The following is a 26,440-nucleotide window of genomic DNA, read 5'->3' on the forward strand; positions in this document are numbered from 1 at the left end:
TGGAGCTGCTGTCGCGGCTGGAGGACCCGTCGGCGGTGCTCAATGCCTTGCCGCAGTCGAGCAGCACGCCGGAGCTGCATCTGCACCTGGAGGAGGGCGAGAACGTGGCGCTGATTGCGAAGCTGCAGCGGGACGCGAAGTTTCCGGACGCCGAGCAAATCGTGACGATCGACGGCCTGCGGGTGGAATATGCGGACGGATTCGGGCTGGCGCGCTCGTCGAACACCACGCCGGTGGTGGTGATGCGCTTCGAGGGCGAGTCGCAGCAGGCGCTGGAACGCATCCAGAACGACTTCAAGCGCGCCATCCTGGCAGCCAAGGCAGACGCAGTACTGTCGTTTTAATGCCGTCTCTATGGCACCGATGAAGATTTTCTAACTTACGTCAAAGTGAAGTAACGAAAGGCAATCTATCTTGAACACAGCACACCAATACATGGTGAGACAACAAGGGTGCCCGAGAAAGAGGGCGCTCAGGCTGGAGAATCGGTAAGGGAGCTGCGCGCCTGCATGACTGGGCATGCGGCGGGATTCAGGGACATTAATTATTTGACGGAAGAAAAACAACAATGTTTATCGATACCCGACAAGTTGAACAAGGCACCGTGGCGGAAAGCACGGTCTGTATCATCGGCGGCGGCGTTGCCGGTATCACACTGGCAATGGAATTGGACAAACAGGGGATAGATGTCGTACTGCTGGAAAGCGGCGGCTTCAAGCCTGACGACGGCACGCGTGATCTGTATCGCGGCGAGGATGTCGGCGAATGGCGCTACAACTTCGCAGACGGCAGCCGCAGCCGCTTCCTCGGCGGCAGCAGCAACTGCTGGGGCGGTTGGTGCCGTCCGCTGGATCCTTGGGATTTCGAGAAGCGCGACTGGGTTGACCACAGCGGCTGGCCGTTCGGTCTGAAGGAGTTGATGCCGTACTACGATCGCACCCATGCGCTGCTGAAACTCGGTCCGAACAATTTCGATCCGGATTTCTGGGAACGTTCGATCGGCCGTGCCGATGTGCGCCGCATGCCGCTGGTATCCGGCAAGGTGCGCGACACGATTTCGCAATTCAGTCCGCCGGCACGCTTCGGCAAGATGTATCGCGAAACGCTGCAGAACTCCAAGCGCATCCGTGTCTACCTGTATGCAAACGCCACCAACATAGATACCGACGGCTCGGCGCAGAACGTTTCCCGCATCCAGGTCGCAACGTTGACGGGCAGGCGCATGGAAGTCAAGGCGCGCTTCTATGTATTGGCAACCGGCGGCATTGAAAATGCGCGCCTGCTGCTGGCCTCGAACAAGGTGCAGGCGGCAGGCCTTGGTAACGGCAATGACCTGGTCGGACGCTTCTTCATGGACCATCCGCGGCTGTTGACGGGCAATATCCGATTCAGCAAGGACTGGTCGCGCAACAAGCTTTCCGACGTCAAGTATCACTACATGAATGCCGCGGTGGCCGCGCACGGCACGCACGTCGCCCATCAGTTTGCACTGACGCCGGAGACGCTGAAGGAAGAAGGCATCCTCAATGCCCGTGTCTGGTTCAATTCCATCTTCCCGGGCGAAGGCAGCGAGGGCGCGCTGGCACTGTTCCGCATCAAGCAGGCCTTGCTGCAGAAGGACCAGCAAGACTGGAGCCTGACCAAAGATCTCCTCACCATGGTCGGTCATCCGCTCGATACGCTGGGCTATGGCTATACCCGCCTGTTCCAGCCGCGCTGGCTGATTCAGGGCGTCAAGTTCCAGCTCATCGTCGAGCCGGAACCGGATCCGAACAGCCGCGTCATGCTGTCGCCGTCGCAGAAGGACCAGCTCGGCATGAACCGTGTCCGCGTGGACTGGAGGCTCACATCGAAGGTGCAGCGTACCTTCGATCGTACCTTGCAGATTCTCGCCGACGACATGCGCCGCAGCGGCGTGGCGCAGGTCGAACTCGATCCGGCGATCGAAGGCAAGAAGTGGCCTTCGGATCTCGAAGGCACCTGGCATCACATGGGCACGACGCGCATGCACGATTCGCCGAAGCAGGGCGTGGTCGATCGCAACTGCAAGGTGCATGGCATGAGCAACCTTTTCGTCGCCGGCAGCTCGGTATTCCCGACCTGCGGTGCGAACTTCCCGACCATCACGCTGGCCGCTCTCGCATTCAGGCTCTCCGAGCACCTGGTGCGCGAAGTGAAGCGTCCGACCGCCGACCTGGCGATGGAGGCCGCGTAGCCACAGTGAACTTCTAAACCGAACAGCCAGACGGAATCCGCGAATGGAAGGCATCTCCTCGTGAGAGGAGTGCCCTCCAGGGAGACTCTCATCCTTCCGGTTTGCATGGGCCTTGCCTTCGCCATCGTCTGACATGCCGATCAACTGTAACTATCGGGACTCCGATCATGTCGACACATAAAACCATCCTCGTTACCGGCGCCGCCGGCTACATCGGCTCGCACACCTGCGTCGAGCTTCTCGCCGCAGGGCATTCCGTCATCGCACTGGATAATCTGTGCAACAGCTCGCCCGAGTCGCTCAGGCGCGTGGAGAAAATCACCGGGCAGCTCATTCCATTCTATGAAGCGGACATTCGCGACCGTCTCGCATTGAATGCCCTTCTGAAAACGCATCGCGTCGACGCGGTCATTCACTTTGCCGGATTGAAGGCGGTCGGCGAATCCGTGAGCCAGCCCTTGTCCTATTTCGAGAACAACGTCGGCGGTACGGTGACCTTGCTCCAGGCACTGGGCGAAGCAGGGGTAAAGAACTTCGTCTTCAGTTCGTCGGCTACCGTCTACGGCGATCCCGAGTTGGTGCCGATCCGCGAAGATGCCCGCCTGTCGACCACCAATCCTTATGGCCGCTCCAAGCTCATGGTCGAGCAGGTCCTGGAAGACCTCGGCAAGTCGGACCCTTCCTGGTCGATCGGCGTGCTGCGCTATTTCAATCCGGTTGGCGCTCACTCCAGCGGCATGATCGGTGAAGATCCGCGCGGCATTCCAAACAACCTGATGCCCTATATTGCGCAAGTCGCAGTCGGACGCCGCGAGAAGCTCTCCGTCTTCGGTAACGATTACCCGACGCCGGACGGTACCGGCGTGCGTGACTATATCCATGTGGTCGACCTGGCGCAGGGCCATGTCGCGGCGCTGCGGGAGATTTTCCGCAATGGCCGCAGTTTCACGGTCAATCTCGGTACAGGGCAGGGCTACAGCGTGCTGGAAATGATTCGCGCGTTCGAACTCGCGAGCGGCCGCCGCGTGCCTTATGAAATCACTGCGCGCCGTCCCGGCGACATCGCCACCTGCTACGCGGATCCAATGACCGCGTGGAACGTGCTTGACTGGCGCGCACGCAAGGGATTGGAAGAGATGTGTACGGATCACTGGCGCTGGCAAAGCCTGAATCCGAACGGATTCCAGGTAGAACCAACCATCAAGGCGGCTTGACAATGCATTTCCGGTCGACTGGCTTGATTGAATATGGCGGAGGGCGAGTGTCATGCAGATAAAGCGATTCCTGGTACGCGGAGTCCTGGTGGCTGCATTTTCCACCTTCGGGTTCTCCGCTTGCGGAGAAGAGCCCAGCTTCAGCAAGGAAACTCTCGCCGCCGCGGACAAGTTGGCCAAGGGGAGCAAGACTGCCAAGAAAAGCAACACTCGCAGTCCCTTCGGCCAGAACCCGGATGAATACGTGCTGACCTTCGCCGACGAGTTCGATACTCTTGATCGCAAGATCTGGAACGACCACATCTGGTATGAACGGTCCCATCCGATCAAGAACTATGCGGTAGAGGGCGGCAAGCTGAAAATCTGGCCGCAACGCGACGCCTCGGGCAAATTCTTCAATCGCACTCTCGATACGGACGGCAGGTTTGAGCAGCGCTATGGTTACTTCGAGATCGAAGCCAAGCTGACGCGCGGCAAGGGGACTTGGCCGGCGTTCTGGCTATTCGCTCATCCCGACAAGCGCCGTCCTGAAATCGATGTCATGGAAGCCTATCCGGGCGGCGAGGCTCCTTGGGGATATACCGATGCGGATGGCGTATCACGGCCAACCGCATATGGTGTAACGGTGTGGCAAGACGAAGGTGTTCGTGCGGGGCATCTTCAGTATGATGCCGCCAAAGACCTGTCTGCGGGCTTTCATCGCTACGCCGTCAAGTGGGAGCCGGACCGGCAGACCTTCTACTTCGATGGCAAGCCGGTCCATACGGTGGAAGCCAAGATGACGGACAGTATGTACATTATCTTGGATCTCTGGTTTGGAAGCTCCAGCGGCGATCCCGATGAAAGTACGCCGCAGGGAAAGTCGAATTCGTTCGAAGTCAATTATGTGCGCGCCTGGCAGATGAAACGGTTCATGAATCAGTAGGACGATTTCATCTGAAGTCATTTGCCTTGGCAATGCGTATGACTTACCGACTTCATTAATTGAACGCGCCGAGCATGCGAAAGCAAAATGAATAAGAAGCCGTGGTGAATACTTTCTAATTTGCGTATTTTCTTTAATCTCAGGTCGTCGCAGGAGCTGCCGTGAACCTCGTGCATGAGAGAGTTCCGCTGGCATTAGTGTTAAGGTTGCTTATGTAATATTTATACGGATCAAACATTTTGTTACACATCCTTTAAAGAATTTTCAAAGCCCCCGGAACCATTTCCTCATGGAAATGCTCTGAAGAAACTCTTGTTGCTTACAAGCACGAGCGTTATCTATTTCAGACGGGGACTACCTTGACACATACATCATTCAACCGCTTTTCGGCATCTGCACTTTCCTGCGCTGCTGCCGTCCTCCTGGCTGCCTGCGGTGGCGGCTCCAACGACAGCACTGCTGAAGGCAGTTCCGCACAAAGCAGCATGATGCTGCCTGAGGTCACGGTCAGTTCGACGAGCTGGACCCGCTGTGCTGTCGAAAATGCTACCTGCAATTTCACCGGCAGCAAGTCAGTACGCTACGGTCTGGGCGACAGGTGGGCGACACGCACTGTCACCGGCCCCGTTGCCTGCAGCAACAGCGTATTCGGCGATCCGTATCCGGGCGCCGACAAGGTTTGCGAAGTTGCATCAACGACAGCTGCACCAGCACCAGCACCAGCACCAGCACCAGCACCGGTTACCACTACAACCTGGACGCGCTGTGCGACTGAATGGAACACATGTAACTTCTCCGGCACAAAGTCGGTACGTTATGGCTTGAACGGACGCTGGGCTACACGTACGGCAACCGGTTCGATCGCCTGCAATAACAACGTTTTCGGTGATCCGTACCCGGGTGCTGACAAAATCTGCGAAGTTGCCACCACAACCACTGCACCTGCACCTGCACCTGCACCTGCACCTGCACCGGCACCGGCACCGGCACCGGCACCGGCACCCGCACCCGCACCCGCACCCGCACCCGCACCCGCACCCACAACAAGCTGGACGCGTTGCGCGAGTGAATGGGGCACATGTAACTTCTCCGGTACAAAATCGGTACGTTATGGTTTGAGCGGTCGCTGGGCCACACGCACTGCATCCGGTTCGATTGCCTGTAATAATGATGTGTTCGGTGATCCGTACCCGGGCGCCGACAAGGTTTGCGAAGTTGCATCAACGACGACAACTTCACCGGCTCCCGCGCCTGCACCGGCACCTGCACCGGCGCCCGCACCGGCACCCGCACCTGCAACTGGGGCAGTCATGCCTTACGGCCAGTCGTCGACCGCTTATACGCTGACCTTCTCCGACGAATTCAATTCGTCCTATAACACCAATGTTTGGAACGACCACATCTGGTACGAAGCGTCTAACCCTACCAAGAACTACACCGTCGAAGACGGCAAGCTCAAGATCTGGCCGCAGCGCGATGCTTCGGGCAACTTCTTCAACCGCACNTCGCATGTACATCATTCTCGATCTCTGGTACGGCAGCGCGTCGGGCACACCGAATGATTCGACCCCGCAGGGCAAGGGCAATTCGTTCGAAGTCAACTACGTGCGTGCCTGGCAGTTCAAATAAATACAAACTCGGAAACCGAACACTTGCGCTGTACGCAGTGCACTTATAAGTAGCATGTGACGCGAACTGGTTGCTCGCGTTTTCAAGGCTGGCGATAGAGAATCGCCAGCTTTTTTTTTGGTTCAGCCAAAAGAAGCCTGATATCCGCTTCTCAGGTTTTGCTCTATTCGTGCCGGCCTTGAATTCGAATCGGCGCTGAAATGTATCTGTGTCTTTCCCGTCGCTACGTCAAAAGGATCTGACTGCGTAACCATTCCATTTTGCGAGCAAACCGTTCGCAGGTATCACACCAGCCGGATCCGGAATTTTCCATCTTCAGGGTTCCGGTTCTCCAAGTCCAATGAGCCTACCGTGCAGGCGCAGCAGTACGCTGGCAAGCCTTTCTCCACCAAGCCACAGGGCTGCCGCACAGGCCATGCATCCGGACGCCATTGCATGCGCAAGCCGACGTTCGCTGCTGAGCATTTTGATAGCGATTCAGACAGGACGACAGGGATGAATGCGTCCTGAGATTCAAATTGTTGTGAGTTAACTACAAAAGAAAGCCGGTACGCCAAAAATAAATGCAGTTTCTTGACAATTTCCAGGAACCAATTCCGGTAAGCAATGCTCAGATGAAACGTTGCCGCTTGGAATAAAGCGCACTCTTTCAAACGAACTGGGGACTTACCATGCAAAACTCGAACTCTTTCCGCTTCTCGATTTCTTCGCTCGCGTCGGCCTGTGCCGTTGTACTGCTCACGGCCTGCGGCGGTGGAGGCTCTGCCGAATCGACTACCGCGGCACAGACAACCGTCAATGCGGATCAGACTCAAGTCGTCGCAGCAGCGAGCACTCCTTCAAGCAACAGCACGTCAAGCGTGACTGTGCAGCCTACTGAAACAGGCGGCACGGCAGATAGCGTTACAGCTCCCCAACCATCGGCTAATCTGGCGGATGCAGGCACGGGTACCGATACGGCTCCTGCTCCTACCCCTAGCCCCGTCACTGAAGATACTTCCAAGCCGGCGACCACACCGGTATCGACGCCTGCATCGACACCCGCGCCTGCAACCACGCCGGCACCGGCACCTGCACCTGCGGCAGTCATGCCTTACGGCCAGTCGTCGACCGCTTATACGCTGACCTTCTCCGACGAATTCAATTCGTCCTATGACACCAATGTCTGGAACGACCACATCTGGTACGAAGCGTCCAACGCCACCAAGAACTACACCGTCGAAGACGGCAAGCTCAAGATCTGGCCGCAGCGCGATGCTTCGGGCAACTTCTTCAACCGCACCATCGATACCGACGGCAAGTTCTACCAGACCTACGGCTATTTCGAAATGGAAGCCAAGCTGCCATACGGTAAAGGCACCTGGCCCGCGTTCTGGCTGTTCAACCATGAAGCCGGCGCCCATCCGTATCGTCCGGAAATCGACATTCTCGAAGCCTATGCAGGCGGCGGCCCCAACAGCGGTTGGTCCGACTCGGCATTGCGTCCGACCGCGTATGCAGCAACGGTCTGGCCCAACGGTATCGAAGGCGGTCCTCATGCCGGTTCCAAGACCTTCGCCAACCTGGGTGATCTGTCTGCCGGCTTCCACAAGTATGGTGTGAAGTGGGAACCGAACAAGATCACGTTCTACTTTGACGGCAAGGAGATGTACAGCGTCGATGCAAGCATGAACCATCGCATGTACATCATCCTCGACCTCTGGTACGGCAGCGCGTCGGGCACACCTGACGATTCGACCCCGCAGGGCAAGGGCAATTCGTTCGAAGTCAACTATGTGCGCGCCTGGCAGTTCCAGTAAAAATTGCGTACACAGTAAAGAATGAAGCTCGTGACTATGCGCTCTTGACTCCATTTGCCCTCCCGCCTGCTTCATACAGAGAGGGGGCAAGGATGAAGCGTGTCTCTCGCGATTCCTTTACTAATTTTCGCTTTCTTCGGGCCGGCTTTATAGCCGGCTTTTTTTATGCGTTCGAAAAATCGGTAGAAACCAGAACAACTAGAACATGTCTCGTGACGAGAATGTATAGCGACGCGGCTACGTCATTGGATGCGGCCAGGAATGGATCGCACCCACGAACATATCCTGCTGTTACTGCTTATTTCACTCAATCACTGACGAGAATATGCAAGCTTGGTCTTACTCAAACAAGGGCCTCCGTCGCGGGGAATATTAGGTATCCGCGACGTGTCGAACCAAGTAGACAGGGTATGGTGCAAGCTCCGCTTGCATCGCAACTCACCCTGTGCTTTGTGCTGCGAGCGCAGCATGAGATTGAAACTGTAGGGTGGGTGATGGTCTGGCTTTTGCTTCTGATAAAGCACTTGGCGATGAAGCAGCCCATCCGAAAAGTACCGACATGCAGTAGACAGGCGTTGAGGTATGAAGGAATGCGGTTTTGGATTGCATTCAACGGTGAGGTAGCAGTAAGGAGACATTCGTAAATTCGTGCCGGTGTCATGTAATTTCTTCTGTAATCAGCAACTGGGAGCCTGAAGGGCAGAGGATTGTATGGCGCCAGATGTCGGTACGGCTTGCGAAGCATCTTGTTCAATAACGCTGTCAGGTAAAAAATAATGTTCAATGAACTCAGTGTTGCTTGTTATGAGAACGAGGTTCCATCCTTTGTCGAGTCAGCGATGGAACGCTTGTATGGAAACATCTTTTCTTCATTGCTGGAATTCCGGGTGTATGGCTGGGTGGCCGGAACAACCAGTACCTATGTCGTCAGCGAGAACGGTGAAATCAGGACGCTGCTGCTGTTCAAGAAGCAGCAGCGTAAGGTGCAGGTGCTCAATGAGGGCATCCGCCTGCAGGAAGAAGAAATGCACCGCTTCTCCAATTTCATTTTTGCGAAGTACCACGACGTGGATGCCATTTCATTCAGGGCAATCGAAACCGATCTGAAGAGGCTTTCGTATCCACATCAGCGTTTCAATCACCTTGAAGACATTACGCTCCAGCTTCCCGAAAATGCGGAAGCTTATCTGGCGAGCCTGGGAAAGAACACGCGCCGCAATATCAAGCGGTACATGGACCGATTGAAGAAGACCTTTCCCTCTTATGAGTTTCGGGTCTATGAGGCCGGCGAGATTCGCGAGGATGACCTGCGCGCAATGATCGAATTTAACCGGCGGCGGATGGCGGGTAAGAACATCGAATCGATCATCGATGAAAACGAAACTCGTCGCATCGTTGCGCTAGCGAAGGCATGCGGACTGCTTGGGATCGCAACGATCGACGGACGTATCGCCGCCGGGGCGCTGAGCTTCCGCGCAGGGCGCAATTACTTCCTGAACGTGCTTGCGCATGATCCGTACTACGATGATTACTGGGCCGGATTCTTGTGCTGTTACCAGACCGTCTGTGAATGCATCAAGCGCTCCGGCAAGGAATTCCATTTCCTGTGGGGGCGATACGATTACAAGTTCACGCTCGGCGCCGTCCAGCGAGACTTGGATAATGTGACGGTTTATCGCTCGCGTATGAGGCAGATATTGCATCCCGGGCTGGCATGGACCCAGGCCAAGAACGGTTACCTCCGACAAACCAAGGTCTGGATCAAATACGGCGAAACCGATCTGGCGCACCATGCGCGCCTGACGATAAAGCGCGTGCGGGACATGAAGCGGGCAGCGGAGAGTCTCGTTCATGGAAGAACCGTGACCTGAACGCCTGCAGTCTGGCTCACCACGGGCGGGTGACATGCGGCCCGGTTCCGGCACGACACTGGTGCGGGGATCGGGCCGTATCGTCTTGCCATGTCCGACTGCCCCTGAGAGAAACGAGAGAAAAGTTTGCCCTTGTTCCGCTGGTTCGCGCATGGGATATGGCGGCTTGAATGGCGTCGGATATTTCCCATCGCGATTTTAAGTAAATCGGCATCGGCGTGCGCCGGCTTAAAACTCAAGAGATGCCAGCCTGCAAAAGGCGCCGAATTTTGCCTGATTTCATGATTTACGTCATTTGCCGCTACGCCGCAGACACTACCATTAGCCCATGACAAAACTTGCACTCATCACGAACGAGCCGCCCCCGTATCGGATACCTGTTTTCAATCGCATCGCACGTATCCCGGGCATTACATTACAGGTCATTTTCTGCGCACGCAGGGAACCGAACAGGCACTGGGATCTGCCGGCCTTCGAGTTCGACCATTGTTTCCTTAAGGAACGCATAACGACCGTCAAGGGCCGCTATATTCATAACAACCCGGATGTCGTCCTTGCACTCAAGCGCTTCGGGCCGGACGTCATCGTTTCCGATGGACTCAATCCCACGCAGCTGTACGGCTTTGCGTATGCGATGTTCAAAGGCATCCCTCATGTGCCGCTCACCGATGGCACTTATGAGTCGGAACTGGGCTTGAGCAAGGTGCACAAGGCCATCCGCCGCATTGTCTATGGAAAGTCGAAAGCCTTCCTCTCCGCAAGCATGGGCGGTCAGCGCTTGTTCGAGAGCTACGGCGTGGCGCCCGAGCAATGTTTCAAATCCTATCTCTGCATCGACAACGACGCGTACCAGAATGCGCACGAGGACAGTGCGGAAAAATACGACCTGGTTTTCTGCGGGCGCATGGTGCCTGAAAAGGGGCCGGTATTCGCACTGGAAGTCGCGGAAGCGCTGGCGCGCAGGCTTGGCCGCCGTGCCAGCATATTGTTTGTCGGGTCGGGCAGTGAAGAGGAGCGCCTGAAGGCGGTAGCGCTAGGCAAGCAAGCGCTGGTGCAGGCTCACTTTCACGGTTTTGCGAAGCAGGGCGAATTGCCGGGGCTCTACCGTTCCGCGCGCATGTTCCTCTTTCCAACGCATGCGGACGTATGGGGAGTGGTGGCCAACGAAGCCTGTGCTGCCGGGCTGCCCGTGATTGTTACACCGTATGCCGGTGCCGCCGGTGAGTTGGTGCTGGATGGCGAGAACGGCTACGTGCTTGATCTCGACGTCGAAGCATGGGCAGACAAGGCATCGAAATTGCTGACTGACACGGAACTGTGGGAAAGATTTTCACGTCGTAGTCTTAACCTTGTCAGAGAATACAGCTTCGACAATGCAGCGATTGGCGTCGTGGATGCCTGCCGCTATGCATTATCTTCCGGGGCCTCGCGCAGGGCGAGCCGTGCCATCAGTTCATGACGGAATAAAACATTAGAGAATCAGAGAACAAGAGAACAGGCTCGCACAGGCAGTGAAATGGCCGGTGATGGGTTTGCAGGGAGGAGCTTTCGGTGAAAAGGAATGAGGATGGATGGCGAATGATTGCAAGTGCCACCGGAAGCGAGCGTAAAAATGAGCGGAGTCAATGATGGGCCCTATGTTTACCTGTTCAATCGATGACGGCCATCCGTCCGATCTGAAGACAGCGGAACTACTCAGCAAACATGGTTTGAGCGGTACGTTCTTCGTGCCTATTCGCAATTGTGAGGGCGATGCGGTGCTGCCGGACGAGGAGATCCGTGAATTGGGTCGCCGGTTTGAAATCGGGTCGCATACGATGGACCACCGCTACCTGAAAATGGTCGATATCTGGCATGCCTACCACCAGATCATGGACGGCAAGAAATATCTTGAAGATTTGCTTGGCCGTCCGGTCAATGGCTTCTGCTATCCGGGCGGCCGGTACCGCCAGCGCGACGTGGAACTGGTGCATGCCTGCCGGTTCACCTATGCCCGCACCACGATGAATCTCTGCTTCAGCGCTGGCAAGCGTCCTTATGAAATGCCGACCACGCTGCAGTTCTATCCGCATGACCGTTCCGTCTATATCCGCAATTTCGGCGGCTCCGGAAACTGGATCGAACGCGCCGCCGGATTGCAAATGGCCCTGCAGCATGGTGACTGGATCAAGCGTCTTTACGCGATGTTCGACTACGCAGTTCGCAACCGGGGCGTCTTCCACCTGTGGGGGCATTCGAAACAGTTCGACGAGCTCAATGCCTGGAAGCAGTTGGACGACTTCTTTGCCCATGTTGCGCAGCATGTGGCCGTACGCGATCGCCTCAGCAACGAAGAGCTCGCGATACGTTCATTGTGGATGCCCGAAACCCGGACGCCAGTCGCGGAATCCGTTTAAGAATCAAGGAGCCGCCATGCCACGTGGCGCTGGCAGGGCGGCGCCGGGTGTCGACGGTTCAGCCTGGCTGCAATGGCTCCATGGTTAATACCAATCCCAAGTCATGACATGACAGGCGAGATCGATGGATTTTTTCGTCTGGCAACGCGCGTGAGGAATCCATAGCGGGGCTATGGATGAGGAGCGCAACGCCGCCAGGCGGGAAAAGACGCGATCTCATGTCATAAAATGGCTTGGGATTGGTATGAGATCAAGCTGCATCCACACCGGCGCGCGTTCTGCCCGATTCCTTTCGCGCCGCCTCCTTCAATGCTTTCCTGTCGATGCCCATTGCGGCAAACGCGCGGGAAGCAACGCCGTGCTGAAAGTCCGCGATCGCTTCAATAACATGTGCGCCCAGTAACGAACCTTCGCTTCCTTCTCTTTGCCGGCTTGCCAGCTGCTGCATGAATGCCTGCACCTGGGGCTGGCTTCGGAAAATTTTCCCGCTCGGCGAAATGCCGTCCGCATTGCCTTGCATCGCCGCCAGCTGCGTTGCATCGATTCCGATGTTTCCAAGCGCAATATTGTATTGTTCAGCGATGGCTGACCGGAAGATGTCCGGATCCGCCCCCAGGCGTTGAAACGCCTTGCGCGCCGTACCGTCGGGGAGGTCGAGCGCCGCCAGGACAAAGTGCTCGAGCCCTGGCGCTTCCTGGCCTTCCGCGTTTGCATGCCTTTCCGCATTCATGCAAAGCTTCTTGATGACGCGAATGTCGTTGAATCGCTGTTTCAGCATGCGTAGCATGGCCGCTCCTATTCGGATAAATCTGTTGACTGAAGTGTTCCCGAGAGGCGCTTGTGTGCGGCCTGCTTGGAAACACCAAGGGCATCGGCAACCTGTGTCCATGACCATCCTTGCCGGATGGCGTTGGCAACGGCAGCCCGTTCCAGCTTGTCCGCCATTCGGCGAAGCGCGACGACTGCCGCGAGCGCCGCTTCTGGGTCGTCGGGCGATGGGAGAGAGGTTGGGGTGGGCATTCGTCAATGTTAGTTGACGGTGCCGGATTCGTCAATGATGGTTGACGATGAGGCGGGGATTCGGCGTCGTCGGTTTAATGGACTAGCGAAAGAGGCAGTGATCAAACAAGAGGGAGGCGCGGGTCGGTGAGCCCGGTGGAAACAAGACTGCCGCACCGGCATGAAGCCGGCGCGGAGAATATATGCCAATCCCAAGTCATGGAATGGCTTGAAATTGGCATTACTTCACGCTGTTTGCCGGACCTTGAGCGAGATCGACCGGGTGCTTTGCGTTCGGCATGCCGGCTGATGAACCGCCAAGAGGATTGTCTACCCTTGCGGCATACTGCTCGCCAAGAAGCTTGGATGCCTTGGTGTTGATATGGTTGGCATCCTTGTACAGCGCCACATTACCCATGTAAGTCATGCACTCCTGCGTGGTGCACATGATCTTCTTGGGGTCGATGATGCGCACGGACGGATAGCGCGCCTGTACCTTGTCGATGATCTGATCGACCGGCGTTTGGGTATCGGCAACGAAGCGATAGGGAATGTTGCAATTTCGGTCTGCCGGCATCCATCCGCGGGTGCGGTGCAGGATGCATTGCGAGAGGTCGGGTTCGAAATACGGATTGTCCTTGAAGATTACCGGTATTGCACCAGCCTCCACCACTTTGCCGGTCATATACATCATTTCCTTTTCAAGATCGCGCCATGGTTCGGAAGCCCAGAAACCCGCCATCACGACGTACTTGACGCTCGGAGCGAGCGCCAGCAGATCGAGATTGCGCTGCTGGCATGTGTCCGGCCCCTTCTCGGGATGCTTGTCGGTGATCTGCAGGGCGGTCGGAAAGCACGTGCCCTGCACATGGTAGACCGCCTTCAAGCCCGCAGTCTTTGCCAGCGCATCGACAAAGGGCTTGAAGTGGTGGGCATGAGAATCGCCCATCAGCAGCACTTGCGCCTTGGCTTGGCTGGTGTCTCCGAACGCGCAGTTTTCCATCAGGTAGTCCATCGTCACCTTGCGATAATCTTCCGCCCGGATGGAACAGGACCGGGTCAGGTCGCGCTCGAAGGAGTAGCTCGAAATCAGCTCGCGCATGTCATTGGAAAAACGGTAAGGGGCTCCCTCGGTCACGTAGGACACCAGCCCGATCGACATGAAGGCGGCTGCCGGCAAGGCATAAATACGGGTGAACGCCTTCTTGAAGTCCAGCTTGTTGTTCTTGCGGACTGGCGTTTCAACGAACTTCCAGGTCAGCCATGACAGCAGGAAGGCCAGGGCGACGGCGGCGATGCCGACACCGAGCGAGATCTCGATGCGCCGGTAGCGCAGGAAGGAAAAAATGGGCCAGTGCCACAGATAGAGCGAATACGAAATCAGGCCGATCGAGACCATCGGCCGACTTGCCAGCAGGGGCCTGAGCAAGTTTTCGCGGGTGCCGGCGTAGATCACGAGTGCCGTGCCTATGCATGGATACAGGGAATTGACACCAGGGAACGGCGTGCCTTTCTCGATCAGGAACATGGAGCCCAGCATCAGTCCCGTGCCGAGCGTGACCAGCGAGTTGGATGCGACCGCCGAGCGCAGCGGATATTTCTGTGAAATGAAGTAAGTCAGCGCGCCGATAATCAATTCATGCGCGCGCGATGTCAGGAGGAAGTAGGCCTTGATTTCATCGGTCTTCATTTCGGACAGTACTGCGAAACCCGCTCCCGCCACCAGCAGGATGGGAATGATCTGCCTGCGGCAGTAGCGGTACAGCAGGATCAGGATGATGGGAAACAGAAAATAGAATTGTTCCTCGACCGACAGCGACCACGTATGCAGAAGCGGGAATTCCTCGGTTCTCTGTCCGAAATATCCCCAGCTCAGCATGGAAAAAAACACGTTCGACAGGAAGGCCCAGGATGCGGCGAGCGAAGTCGTATAGAAAATGTAGTCGTTGGGGATCAGCAGATAGGAGGAAATAACCAGTGTCACCAGCGCCACCACGATATACGCAGGGAAGATGCGCTTGATCCGTCGCGTGTAAAAGTCGGTGAAGGTGAATGTGCCTCCTTCGATGCCCTTTGCAATCAGCCCGGTGATCAGGAAGCCGGAAATGACGAAGAAGATATCGACTCCGACGAAGCCCCCGGTCACAATCACCGAGCTCGCATGGAAGGCAATCACCGCCAGCACCGCGATAGCGCGCAGGCCATCGATATCAGGACGGTAGGCGAGATGGGCGGCTGGGGTCATCAAACTCTCCTGTTGCTATGGGTAACTGCTTTGGTAGTGGGAAATGCGAAGCGATATCAATCAGGCATTATGATTGCATCGGCGGATATTACCAATTTGATATCTCGTAAGACTGATTGCTTAATCAGTGCAACTGTTGTGCTTGAATCGTGCCTAAGCGCGCAGCGAAGGGGGCATGTCTGGTGGCGAGAGCGGGACATGAAACGAGGCAAGGCGAGCGGCGTCGCTCGCTGCCTGCATGGGCGCAAGCAGCGAAATCGCCAGGGTCGATAAGACTAGCTGAAAGTTCGCTGTAGCAATGGAGCCGCTCGTTCAGGCGGCTTCCTGCGACCGGAATGATGCGTGTCAGACCGCATGGCCGAGGATCCCGCAGCGGAGTCCATCAGGCATCGCCCGCCGGCAGTTTCGCAACGACGCATTGTCGGAGAAACCCGAAGACGAACAGTGTATTGGTCACCATGTAGCGCTTGAACAGGCGCCGCGGTTCGGACCCGAGACGATACAGCCATTCGAGGCCATTGCGCTGCCACCATATCGGTGCGCGCTTGATCACGCCGGCGTGATAGTCGAAAGCCGCGCCGACCCCGATCATGACCGCGTTGATGCGACCTCGATGATCAGCCATCCACTTTTCCTGCTTCGGACAACCGAGGCCGACGAACACCACATTGGCGCCGGAGCCGTTGATCATCTCGATGATCTGCTCGTCTTCTTCCAGGGACAGGGCCCGGAAGGGTGGGGAATAGGTGCCACCTATGCGCAAACGCGGAAACTGCTTGGCCAGCGTGACCCGCAGCTTGGCTAGGGTCGATTCCGTGCTGCCGTAGAAGAACACCACCTGGTCTAGCCGTTCCGCTTCCTGCAGGTATTTCATCATCAGGTCGGGGCCATTGATACGCTCCTGCGTCGAATGGCCCAGCCTGCGGAGCGCCCAGGCGATGGGAGCGCCGTCGGGGGTGGCCATATCAGCATTGTTCACTGCAATCTTGAACTCGACGTCGCTGGTGGTCGTGACTACGGAATGAACATTGCAAATACAGACGTAGCGCGACTGGTGGTCGGCGCCCCAGCGAGTGATCTGCCCGACTGCCTCATCCCAGGTGACGGCGTCGATGAATGCTTCCAGGACTGCCTGGCCCTTACGCTGCACGGGCTTCTCTTGTGAGTGTGGAAATTGCATCTTCATATATGTCGATCAACAAGTCATAATTGCGTTCGGGCGTGTACTTCGCCTCGTATTCGGTGCGGGCGGCCCGGCCCATGCGCTTCATCTGCTCCGGGTTGGCGGCGGCCCAGCTCATCTTGGCTGCGAGATCGGCAGGATCGCCGGGATTGAACAGCAGCCCTGTCTCGCCGTCGCGCACGATATCGATCAGGGCGCCAAGCCTGCTCGCGATGACCGGAAGCCCGCAGGAAAATGCTTCGACAATCGTGCGCGGAGAGTTTTCGTAACAGATGCTGGGCAGCACCATGAATTCCGCGGTGCCCATGCGTGCCATGATGTCGTCTAGCGGACGGAAGCCGAGCAGGCGGTCGCCGAAAGCATCCCGTGCCAGCGCTTCCAGCGGTCCGCTGCCGATCACATCGACCGCGGCGGACGGAGCAAGCCTTACCGCCTGCGCCAGTACATCGAGTCCCTTTTCCGACGACAGACGGCCTACATACATGCCGCCGCTGCGGTGTTCCCATGTTGGATGGGCGGACGAGGCCACGAAATTTGGCTTGATGCGGAAGCGGTTGGCAGGCAGGCCGCCTTCAATGTATTTGTCCCGTGCGAAACTGTTGAGCGCGATGTAGCGCGTGATCCGCTCGCGATAGGTGCCAATGGCGCGATGCGTTGCCAGCATGCTGGTGATGACAGCCGACTGGACCGCGGAGTCGCGATAGCACTTTCTCGTCACCGCGCGCCACGGAAGCTTGCCGACGCAGTCTTCGCATACCTTTCCGTCCCGCAGGAAGATGGCCTGCGGGCAGAGCAGCCTGAAGTTATGCAAGGTCTGCACGACGGGAACATGGCGCCTTGCCGCTGCCCAGTAGAGTGAAGGAGAGATCAGGGGGAAGGTGTTGTGCACATGGATCACATCCGGCGCAAAGCGTTCGCACAGGCTGTCGATATCGCCGGTGGAGCGATGCGACCAGATGGCTGTCATTGCCGCCGTGGCGCGCGGCATGTTATTGAGCGCGTCATTGTGCTGAGCATAGACTTCCACCTCATGTCCGTGCTCGCGCAGGAGCGCCACCTCCGCGTCGACGACGGCATCCTCGCCGCCGCGATGCTGATAGGCGTTGTGGGCGATCAGGATTTTCATCGCATTCTCCCGCGATCCGCTCCCGGATTCATCTCGATAGGAAAAGAGTGCATTGCAAAGGGGTGCATTGCTTTAGCCGACCTTTCTTCCGTGTGACTGGCATGCATCGTCGTCATCGTCATGGCGTCTTCCGGTGGCATGCAGGCAGGCCTGCACGATGCCGTCGGCGGCGTGGTTGAAGGAATAGCCGGCGACAAGGTCGAGGCTGCGGGCGGCGAAGCGCCGGTAAAGCGCGTCATTGGTCAGCAGCAACTCGGCCCGGTCTATCCACTGGCCGAGATCAAGGCCGCAAACGAAACCGTTCTCGCCGTCAAGCACGAGTTCTCCGGCAACTCCGGCGTCTGGCGTGACGATGACAGGCAGTCCGGCTGCGCAGGCTTCATTGGCGACCACGCCCCAGACGTCGCGTGCCGTCGGGAAAAGGAATAGTCGGGCCGAGCCGTAGAGCGCCGGCAATTCATGCTGCTCCGCATGACCATTGATGGTCACGTCGACGCGCAGGGCCAGTTTGTCAGCCATCGCATTGAGCTCCGCTTCCTGTTCGCCGCTGCCGACGAACAGGATGCTTGTCCTGCGACCCAGCCGGGTAGCGAGGCCATCGGCGAGCTGGAGTGCGAACAGGGGATTCTTGTCGGCGACGATGCGTCCGCAGAAGATCAGGTCGTACTGCTTCTCTTGCGTGCCGGCGTATGCGGCGTAGGCGTCGTTGTCGATGCACAGGCAGGAAAGGAAGCCTGATTCGCGCGGGATTCCGTAATCTGCATACAGTCGCAGTCCGCCGAGGCTGGCGGCGATAAAGGCGCGAGACCGGGAATAGACGATGCGGCGCACTGCGCGATGCCAGCGCGACAATGCGGCTTCCGAGATATTCGTCCCGTCCGTCATCGGCACATGCGGCACATTGCGAATGACGGAGTAGCCGAATGCATACAGGAAGGTGGGATTGAAGCCGGTGGTGACGATGACGTCCGGCGCGATCCTGTTGAGTGCGGCGAGTACATCCGGGTTGTTATGAATGTAGTTGCTGCCGCGCTCAACGAAGCGTTCCTTCAGGAAGACATGATTGAAGTGCAGCGGCGGCAGGCTCCATTGGCGATTCGGTTCGCGTTCGCTGCAGAAGATGGCATGAAGCTCAACGCCTGGCATGCGGGCAATGCGTTCATAGATCGGAATGCGGAAAGGCGGCGGGTGATTTGTGACGAGCGCAATTCTGAGCACGGAGCTCTTGCCGTTCCTCCCGGAATGCGGCTTGAGCACCTTGACTTGTGCTACGTGGTTGTTGTAGTTCGTTCGTTCCATCAGCAAGTGTCGTGGTGATTAAGGCTGCTCGCCTGCCATTTGGCGCAGGCCGCCACGGCAGAGAATCCGCCTGCGGAATGCATGGTTCGGCATTTGACCCGCAGTTCAGTTCTTCCGTACGGCTTGACAGTTATCTAGCTGCGTTCAAACAGATATCTGCAGTGCTGAACTTCATTCTGAATGGGGCCATTGTTGCCGTTCGGTGTTAAATCAAAGGAAAGCTATTTCCGTACGACTCTTTTGTAACTTTCCTTAACTTGCATGCGTGGCCGCATTCGCTGCAGTACCGGGGGCAGCATACGCATGCCCTGCGCACCGCTGTCGTGATGCCGGACAGCGATTTCCGTGGGCATGCAAGGGCGGGCAGAGGCATGCTGGAGCCGACTCCGGGAGACCGACGGGATGTACGCAGGTTAAGGAAGTCCCGCACCCGACCTCTATAGGATCGAGGTCGGGCGCAATTCCTGGCAGGTCAGGATAAGGGGCTTTACGGCTGTTGCCGTCGCCAGTTGAGCAGACCGTCGATTCGTCCCCGAACGACGGCCAGGCCGAGAGCGAGGTCGGAACCGAACGATCCCGACATCAAGGGCCTGACGACAGGCGCCGCTAGGCCTCGTATGACGACCCATGAGGGCAGGTCATGCTTGGCCCACAAGGCGCCGGCGCCGCGCGCCCGCAGTCGGGCGGCATGGCGGGCCTGAGGATTGGGAGCGGGGATCTTGATGGGATGGTGTACCTTCGCCTCGCTTTCGAAGGTGAGCAATGCTCCGGCGCGCAGCGCGCGCAGCACCAGGTCTGTTTCCTCCCCGGCGCCGAAGAACAGGCCCACGCCCAGTCGGCAGTCGAAATTGCCGATCTGGTCGAACAGCTTCCGATGAAAGAACAGCTGGAACGACGCCGTCGGCATGTCGCGGAAACGGCAGGATCTTTCCCATGACAGATTTGGCATGAGGTTCGGAGGCAGTCCTTCCTCGACCCATTGCACCGCCGCACCCGAGAGCGGGTCCGGGCAGGCGAAGCGATGCTTCAGTTTTTCGAGCAGATCGCTCTCGTACCAGCAGTCGTCGTCCGGAAACCCCACCCATTCGCCGATCGCCGCTTCGATTCCGACGTTCCGCGCCGCCGACAGATTGGCCGGATGGTGCCTGATATGCTTGATCTGCAGCCCGAGCATGCGTCCGCGCTGGATATAGGAAACAAGCCGATCGTCGTCATTCTGGTCGACGACGATCACTTCAAAATCTTTAAACGTCTGTGCCGCAAACGAATCGAACAGCGGCCTCAGTTCGGTTGTGCGTCCAACCGTGGCGACGATGAGTGATACGGCTGTCATGGCTGTTATCCCCTTGCTCCTGCGCGGATGGCGCGTTGACGTCTCACGAAATAGCGTGCGTAGTGCTCAAGTTTTTCAATCGGATTTTTACTGGCATAGGCGTTTCGCACGCGCATGTCTTCGGCCATCGCAGCCAGGCGGGTTTGCGTTGAGCTCGACAGGCTGCCTTCATGCTCGCGGAATGCCGCGAGCGCCTCGTCGATCTGTACCGGTTCCGCCATGCGCGCCAGGCGCAGCCACAGGTCGTAGTCCATCGCATACTTGAGCTTGGTATCGAAGCAGCCGGCGCGGACCATGAGATCGCGGCGCACGAAAGTCGCCGGATGCGGCACGTAATTGCCTCGCAGCAGACTGGAGTAGGAAAAGCGCGGCGACACGTAATTGTCGGGATGGAGCTTGCCGTTGATCAGCGCTTCGGTCCTGCCGAAGAGCCAGCCTTTGCCGCTCGTCTCCAGATGACGGGCAACGGTCGACAGGACGGTCGGCTTCAAATAGTAGTCGTCCGAATGGAGGTGGGCAATGACGTCTCCGGTGGCGACGCGCACGCCTTCGTTCATTGCGCGGCTGACACCGCCGCGCACGTTTTCCAGCAGGGTATATGGGCGCTTGAGCGAGCGTATGATGTCGAGGGTTCCATCATCGGAACCGCCGTCGACGAAAATATATTCGATATGCGGATAATCCTGCGAAAGCACCGAATCGATCGATTCGCGCAGATAATTTGCGCTGTTCCAGGTGCAGGTGATGATAGAGAACGTCAGTGGCATAGATCAAACCTTTCAACTGTTAATGCTATTGGTGTCCGCTGGGCACTTGATAAAGTTTCAGCAGGCTGGCAGCAGCGGCATCGGCATTGCCCAGGCCCGCGGGGGCAAAGCCGTATGGCTTCTGCTGCCGGAAATTCAGGAGGTCATCCGCCAGCGCGTCCATGGTGTGATGGAGCCGCAACTGGCTCCCGTCCGCGGCATAGGCGGCCAGTTCCGGAGTGCCGCCCAAGGCTAGCGCGAAAACGGGCTTTCCCAGGAAAAGACCTTCGAGGACAGTCGTGGCACAGGATTCCTCGCAGATGGACGGAACCACGACGGCGTCGGCCTGCGATGCGAGAGTGAGCGTTCGTTCCGGCGAAGTCCAGCCCAGAAAGCGAATGCGATCCGATTCGTATTCGTTCCTTAGGCGCTGCTCGTCCGGACCGTCGCCGGCGATCGTGATCCGCATATGCGCGGGAAGCCGTTTCGCCATTACTCGCAGGAAGGCCTCCACGCCTTTCGCCGCATAGATCTTGCCTGCAATGAAGACGCTGACAGTGCCGTCCTGCTGCGAATGGCCGGAACTCATTCGAAACCGCTCGATGGCGTCCCGGTCCACGAAGTTGTGAATCGCCGTTCCCCAGTTGCCCGGTCCCGCAGTGCGCGAAAAATTGCTGATCAGCTTCTGCGATACGAAGACGGTCTTGTGCCGCTTGAAGCCGTCCATCACCTCGCGACGGAACTGCACGACAGCCATTTTCGATACGCTGCGCTGCACCGCATTTGGCTTGTCACGCATGCATTCCGCGCATTCCGCAGGATCGACCGAGTTGCAGATTTCTCCCCGGCGAAAGCGCGTATGGGTCAGGCAGTCGCTGCCCTGATCATGGCGCGTCTGAACGAAGTTGACGTTCGCCGGCAGGAAGTGCGCGACATTGGGTAGATGACCGTGATAATGAATGACGTCATAGTCCTTGGCCCTGCGGAGAATGACTTTCGCGAAGCGCTTGGCGATGAAGGAGCGCTTCATCGGCATGAATACTCCCAGCGAGGTTTCCTTCCAGCCAGCGTGCTGTCCGGTCAGCTCGCCGAAGAAGCGGCCGCCGAATATTCCTTCGTCGCCGCAGACTTCGATCGGATTGTCCGCATTGCCCAGCAGGTCGACCTGATGTCCGGCGCGAACAAGCGCACGCGCAAGGTTCAGCACATGCTTGGCAAGGCCGCCCATGTTCGGATAGGGAATGTCTTCACTGACTAGCAGGATGCGCATGCCGTCTCTCCTCAAGAACGGAACCGGCGTGCCATGGACAGCATGGCTGCGCGTTCGTCAACGCCGACGATGAAGAACAGGCCCGCCAGCGCCAGCGTGACCAGAGCGGTGGAGACGATGGCGACGGTGCTCAGCAAGCCGCCGGGAATCATCCATTTCATCGGCACCAGCACGCAGATGATCAGGGCGCCGATGGCGAGGCTGCGCCCGAAACCGCTGCTCAGGCTTTCCTTGAAGCTGATGGGAACGGTGCGGCCATGGACGAAGATCAGGAAGCCCACACCGAGCGCCAGCGAGGAAATCAGGTGGCCGGTAGCGGCGCCGATGATGCCGCCGAGATGGGTGCCGATGTAGACCATGCCGACGCCACACAAGCCGTTTGCCAGTGCGAAGCGGCCTGTCACCCGGGGGTGGCCGAGCGCGTCATTCACCATTGAAGGCACGTTGGTCAGGGAGTCGACCAGGAGGGCGACCGTCATGAGCACCAGGACCGGATAACCCTGGGAAATGAATTCTTCGCCCACCCAGCGGCGCAGGAATTCATCGCCGGCGAGTACGATCACACCGAGCGCCGCCAGATTGATGTACGTGACATAGCGGGTCACGCCAAGGTAGACCGGCCGCAGCTCATTGATCTTGCCGGCGCCTGCCAGCGCCGAGGCGCGCGGGTAGATCACGCTCGACAGGCGGTATGTCAGGCCAAGGATGCGGCCGGCGAGCGTGACCGGTACGGTATAGAAGGTCAGGGCGACCGGGCCTGCGATGGCGCCGACTATGACCTTGTCGGCATGCTGGTGCAACGTCGATGCGATCTTGCTCAGGTAGGCATAGGCGCTGAACGAAGTGAGCGCCTTGCGCACGTCGGGCCGGGGCCAGCGCATTTCCATGTTGATGTCGAAGCTGCGGATCAGCCAGATCAGATAAAGCACGTTGAGGGCCGATACGCTGACGCGTGCAATGATGACGCCGACGATTCCCGCGCCGCCCATGGCCGCCGCCACGGAAGCCAGGTTGACGAGCACGCCGAAGAAAGCTTCGCTCTGTGCGGAGCGGTCGTAGCGCTGCAGGGCCTGGGGCACCACCAGAAGGTAGTTCTGCGCCTGGGTCAGCGCAAAGCCGAGTCCGGCAAGCTGGAAAGAGGTGATTGTTGCCGCCTTCATTTCCGGAGAGACTTCGAAGAAGCGCGCCACCAGCATCTCCGCGGCGAAATAGATGCCGAATGCGCCGAGCAGTCCAAGCACGCCGTAGAACAGGATGCCGAACCAGAAGGTTTCGGCAAACCGCTCCCTGTCGTTCGCGGCGTGATGCTCGGCAAGATACTTGATCGATCCAGCGCTCAGGTTAATGTCGAGCACGCCGAAGTAGCCGATGACGGACCCGACGAGAGTCACGATGCCGAAGCCCTCGACGCCCAGCGAATGGATGAGGAGCGGCACGGTGGCCAGAGCCACCACCATGGGAATGGCGGAGCCGCTCAGGTTCCAGAGAGAGTTACGCAGCAGCATATTGTTGTGTACGCATGATGTAAGTGCGAACCTGGTAGTTCTGCAGGCCCACGGCGATGAACGGCATTGCCATGGTCAGGCCGAACAGCAGCATGGTCCGGAATTCAATGATGGGAGTGCCGATCAGCAAGGTCGGAATCCAGAACAGGAAACCTGCGAATCCTGCGTCGGCCAGCAGGGCGGCCTTGCCGTACAAGTGCTTTCGGAATCGGGCATAGAAGGAAATATAAGCTGCCAGCATGCCGGTGAAGATCAGCAGGCCAACGATGCCGCCTTTGAGAACCAGATGACCGAATCCCGAGTGAACGAAACCCCAGTTTCCTTCGTGGAAAGCAAGGCGCTCGCGGTCGCCGGTAAAGGTGCCCCAGGTGCCCCGCCCGAACAGCCAGTGGCCTTCCATGCTTTGTGCTGCGGCATACAGCTCATAGAAACGGCTGTTCTTGATGCCGCCGCCGCGGGTCGGCGAAATGTCGTAGATCAGGGACGACAGGATGCCCCCGCCCTGGGTCGTGTTGAACTGCAGGCGCTGTTCGAAGAAGGTGCTGGCGACAAGTGACAGGGCAAGTGCGGCCGCGCCGGCGAAGAAGATCTTGCGCTTGCCGGGAAGGCGCAGGAACAGGAAGGCAAACATCAGGCCCATGCCGATCAGCGACGAGCGGCGGAAGGAGAGTGCGACGGCTGCGACTTCCAGCACGATCACGCCGACCAGGAATATACGCGTGAAGACGTTGAGCTTGATGCCGGGGGTGGTCAGAAGCCAGGCTGCACAGAACGCCGCAAGCGCGGCAACGAAGTTGTCGCCGATGTCGAAGAAGAAGATCTTGATGTCAAGGCCTTCGAAGTTGCGGTAGGGATTGGAGGTATCTCCATCGAACAGGAAGTAGCGGACTGCGCCGAAGAGACCGCGGCCGACCGCAAGGATGATGATCATGAACAGCAGCGTCGTGGTATCGCGGTCGTTCTCGAAAGCCAGGATCGCCAAGTACATGAAGGCGAACATGTTGATCACATTGAACATGCCGTTCAGGCTGAGGATCACGTCGAGTTCGATGCCGACCATCAGTCCGATCAGGACGTGTCCGATCATCATGAAGACGAACGCCAGGAAGTACTTGGTCATCTGCGGCGCCAGCTGCGGCCCCTGCGGATTGGCCAGCCTCCTGATCAGCACGGCGATGCCGGCAATGATGAGCACGATGTTGAGCAGGGAGAAGTAGAACAGGCCGACGCCCCGCGAGTAGATGTTCCCGCTGGCGGCATTCAGCTGGCCCCAGGTCGAGTCGGAGAATATGAACAACACGGAGAGAAAGCCGAACACCACATATTTTGGCGCCCTGAACACGAATCCGAAGACGATCGGAATCAGAAGGAAGGCCGCTATCATGTTGATCATGACTTCGGTGGGTGACGTGACTGATGGTGTAATCATGGCTATGCTGGATGTATTTGAGGCTGAGGCGAGGCACCGCACTGGAATGCCCGTCGTTTGCTCGGCACCTTGGCTTCAGGCTCGTGCCGGCAGGCGGGAGAACGGGCGCCGGATCAGGTACAACTCAAATCGATGCTATCGATACTCCGTTTGTTCGCCGTGGAGATCAGGCCTGCGGCAGCATGCTGCCGCAGGAGTCGATCCCGCACTTTGCTATGGTTGTTCATGGCGGGACCGAGGCTTCCTTCGACGGTTTAGGCCTTGTACTCCGCCTGGAACTGCGCGTAGGTTTCCTTGATTCCTTCACCGAGCCGCATACCGGGACGCCAGCCGAGGGAAGTCAGCTTTGCCGTGTTCATCAACTTGCGCGGCGTGCCGTCGGGCTTGCTGGTATCGAATTCGATATCGCCCTGGAATCCGGTCACCTTTCTTATGATTTCTGCAACTTCACGTATTGTGACGTCCTCGCCTGTGCCTACATTGATGTGTGACAACATAGGTGTCGTATGTTGATCGTAGGTACTACGATCGAGTTGCATCACGTGCACGCAGGCGTCGGCCATGTCGTCAACGTAGAGGAACTCGCGGCGCGGCGTGCCGGTGCCCCAGATGGTGACCTTGTCGGCGCCGTTGAGCTTGGCTTCATGGAAGCGCCGGATGAGGGCGGGAATCACATGGCTGTTCTCCGGGTGGTAATTGTCGCCAGGGCCGTAAAGGTTGGTCGGCATGACGCTGCGATAGTCCGTGCCGTACTGGCGGTTGTAGCTTTCGCACATCTTGATGCCGGCGATTTTCGCAATTGCATAGGGCTCGTTGGTCGGTTCCAGCGCGCCGCTCATCAGATATTCCTCGCGAATCGGCTGCTCGGACAGGCGCGGGTAGATGCAGGACGAACCGAGGAACAGCAGTTTCTTCACGCCGGCGCGGTAGGCTTCGTTGATGACATTCGACTGCACCATCAGATTGTCATAGATGAATTCCGCCGGGTAGGTATTGTTGGCATGAATGCCGCCGACGCGCGCGGCTGCCAGGTACACCTCGTCGATCTGGTTCTCCGCGAAGAACCTGCGCACCGCCTGCTGATCGGTCAGTTCGAGTTCGGCATGGGTGCGGGTGATGACGTTCGTATAATCGCGTTTGCGCAAGGTGCGCACGATGGCTGAGCCGACAAGGCCCCGATGTCCTGCGACATAAATACGTTTTTGTAAATTGCTTTTCATGTGCTTCCTCTTGATGGCTGTTCGCGATCGCTTGCC

The 26,440-nt window shown here is 58.0% G+C and carries 21 protein-coding genes and 1 pseudogene; 8 read left to right on the plus strand and 14 right to left on the minus strand.

Annotated features, from left to right (window positions below):
• The 4 genes and pseudogenes from RY831_RS22545 to RY831_RS22560 all read left to right on the plus strand — a co-directional run.
• Positions 1–344: pseudogene (locus tag RY831_RS22545) on the plus strand (phosphomannomutase/phosphoglucomutase); the annotation flags it as partial.
• Between the two features lie 224 nt (positions 345–568).
• On the plus strand, positions 569–2,215 hold the full coding sequence (locus RY831_RS22550; RefSeq protein WP_326508632.1) for an FAD-dependent oxidoreductase: 1,647 nt from the start codon (positions 569–571) through the stop codon (positions 2,213–2,215).
• A gap of 167 nt (positions 2,216–2,382) precedes the next feature.
• Positions 2,383–3,429, plus strand: a complete 1,047-nt coding sequence (galE, locus tag RY831_RS22555; protein WP_326508633.1) for a UDP-glucose 4-epimerase GalE — start codon at positions 2,383–2,385, stop codon at positions 3,427–3,429.
• A gap of 52 nt (positions 3,430–3,481) precedes the next feature.
• The gene (locus RY831_RS22560; protein ID WP_326508634.1) at positions 3,482–4,354 is read left to right on the plus strand and encodes a glycoside hydrolase family 16 protein; all 873 of its coding nucleotides are present in this window, start codon (positions 3,482–3,484) and stop codon (positions 4,352–4,354) included.
• A gap of 837 nt (positions 4,355–5,191) precedes the next feature.
• Here RY831_RS22560 and RY831_RS22565 read toward each other — a convergent pair.
• Together RY831_RS22565 and RY831_RS22570 are read right to left on the minus strand one after the other, a co-directional pair.
• The gene (locus RY831_RS22565) at positions 5,192–5,434 is read right to left on the minus strand and encodes a hypothetical protein (RefSeq protein ID WP_326508635.1); all 243 of its coding nucleotides are present in this window, start codon (positions 5,432–5,434) and stop codon (positions 5,192–5,194) included.
• A gap of 833 nt (positions 5,435–6,267) precedes the next feature.
• The gene (locus tag RY831_RS22570) at positions 6,268–6,660 is read right to left on the minus strand and encodes a hypothetical protein (protein WP_326508636.1); all 393 of its coding nucleotides are present in this window, start codon (positions 6,658–6,660) and stop codon (positions 6,268–6,270) included.
• Between RY831_RS22570 and RY831_RS22575 the strand changes: the two genes are divergently transcribed.
• The 4 genes from RY831_RS22575 (at position 6,655) to RY831_RS22590 (ending at position 12,049) form a co-directional block, all read left to right on the plus strand.
• Positions 6,655–7,782: a family 16 glycosylhydrolase gene (locus RY831_RS22575; protein ID WP_326508637.1), complete on the plus strand. Its 1,128-nt coding sequence runs from the start codon at positions 6,655–6,657 to the stop codon at positions 7,780–7,782. The genes RY831_RS22570 and RY831_RS22575 overlap by 6 nt on opposite strands.
• Before the next feature lie 839 nt (positions 7,783–8,621).
• The gene (locus tag RY831_RS22580; protein ID WP_326508638.1) at positions 8,622–9,653 is read left to right on the plus strand and encodes a GNAT family N-acetyltransferase; all 1,032 of its coding nucleotides are present in this window, start codon (positions 8,622–8,624) and stop codon (positions 9,651–9,653) included.
• Between the two features lie 328 nt (positions 9,654–9,981).
• A complete protein-coding gene (locus RY831_RS22585; RefSeq protein ID WP_326508639.1) occupies positions 9,982–11,112 on the plus strand; it encodes a glycosyltransferase family 4 protein in 1,131 nt (376 codons plus the stop codon).
• A gap of 178 nt (positions 11,113–11,290) precedes the next feature.
• Positions 11,291–12,049: a polysaccharide deacetylase family protein gene (locus RY831_RS22590; RefSeq protein WP_326508640.1), complete on the plus strand. Its 759-nt coding sequence runs from the start codon at positions 11,291–11,293 to the stop codon at positions 12,047–12,049.
• 250 nt (positions 12,050–12,299) lie between these two features.
• Here the strand turns inward: RY831_RS22590 and RY831_RS22595 are convergent, their stop codons facing one another.
• The 12 genes from RY831_RS22595 to fcl all read right to left on the minus strand — a co-directional run bounded on the left by RY831_RS22595 (position 12,300) and on the right by fcl (position 26,404).
• Complete coding sequence (locus RY831_RS22595) at positions 12,300–12,836, minus strand: Clp protease N-terminal domain-containing protein (protein WP_326508641.1); 537 nt, start codon at positions 12,834–12,836, stop codon at positions 12,300–12,302.
• A gap of 8 nt (positions 12,837–12,844) precedes the next feature.
• Positions 12,845–13,069 (minus strand): helix-turn-helix domain-containing protein, encoded by a 225-nt coding sequence (locus RY831_RS22600; RefSeq protein WP_326508642.1) that lies wholly within the window; start codon positions 13,067–13,069, stop codon positions 12,845–12,847.
• A 220-nt stretch (positions 13,070–13,289) separates the two neighbouring features.
• A complete protein-coding gene (locus RY831_RS22605; protein ID WP_326508643.1) occupies positions 13,290–15,293 on the minus strand; it encodes an acyltransferase family protein in 2,004 nt (667 codons plus the stop codon).
• Positions 15,294–15,675: 382 nt separating this feature from the next.
• Positions 15,676–16,443 carry a WecB/TagA/CpsF family glycosyltransferase gene (locus tag RY831_RS22610; RefSeq protein ID WP_326508644.1) on the minus strand — a complete coding sequence of 256 codons (768 nt, stop codon included), beginning with the start codon at positions 16,441–16,443 and terminating at the stop codon, positions 15,676–15,678.
• The gene (locus tag RY831_RS22615) at positions 16,433–17,602 is read right to left on the minus strand and encodes a glycosyltransferase family 4 protein (RefSeq protein ID WP_326508645.1); all 1,170 of its coding nucleotides are present in this window, start codon (positions 17,600–17,602) and stop codon (positions 16,433–16,435) included. Before RY831_RS22615 ends, RY831_RS22610 begins: the two co-directional genes overlap by 11 nt.
• Before the next feature lie 72 nt (positions 17,603–17,674).
• Positions 17,675–18,901: a glycosyltransferase gene (locus RY831_RS22620; RefSeq protein ID WP_326508646.1), complete on the minus strand. Its 1,227-nt coding sequence runs from the start codon at positions 18,899–18,901 to the stop codon at positions 17,675–17,677.
• Positions 18,902–19,388: 487 nt separating this feature from the next.
• Positions 19,389–20,234: a glycosyltransferase family 2 protein gene (locus RY831_RS22625; RefSeq protein WP_326508647.1), complete on the minus strand. Its 846-nt coding sequence runs from the start codon at positions 20,232–20,234 to the stop codon at positions 19,389–19,391.
• A gap of 5 nt (positions 20,235–20,239) precedes the next feature.
• Positions 20,240–21,001 (minus strand): glycosyltransferase family 2 protein, encoded by a 762-nt coding sequence (locus RY831_RS22630; RefSeq protein ID WP_326508648.1) that lies wholly within the window; start codon positions 20,999–21,001, stop codon positions 20,240–20,242.
• Positions 21,002–21,026: 25 nt separating this feature from the next.
• Positions 21,027–22,250, minus strand: coding sequence for a glycosyltransferase family 4 protein (locus tag RY831_RS22635; RefSeq protein WP_326508649.1), 1,224 nt, complete (start codon positions 22,248–22,250; stop codon positions 21,027–21,029).
• 11 nt (positions 22,251–22,261) lie between these two features.
• Positions 22,262–23,755, minus strand: coding sequence for an oligosaccharide flippase family protein (locus tag RY831_RS22640; protein ID WP_326508650.1), 1,494 nt, complete (start codon positions 23,753–23,755; stop codon positions 22,262–22,264).
• The gene (locus RY831_RS22645) at positions 23,742–25,184 is read right to left on the minus strand and encodes an O-antigen ligase family protein (RefSeq protein WP_326508651.1); all 1,443 of its coding nucleotides are present in this window, start codon (positions 25,182–25,184) and stop codon (positions 23,742–23,744) included. The genes RY831_RS22640 and RY831_RS22645 overlap by 14 nt, the downstream gene beginning before the upstream one ends.
• 254 nt (positions 25,185–25,438) lie before the next feature.
• Positions 25,439–26,404 (minus strand): GDP-L-fucose synthase, encoded by a 966-nt coding sequence (gene fcl, locus RY831_RS22650; protein ID WP_326508652.1) that lies wholly within the window; start codon positions 26,402–26,404, stop codon positions 25,439–25,441.
• Positions 26,405–26,440: the final 36 nt, after the last annotated feature.

The organism is Noviherbaspirillum album (assembly GCF_035916955.1).
Classification (GTDB): domain Bacteria; phylum Pseudomonadota; class Gammaproteobacteria; order Burkholderiales; family Burkholderiaceae_D; genus Noviherbaspirillum; species Noviherbaspirillum album.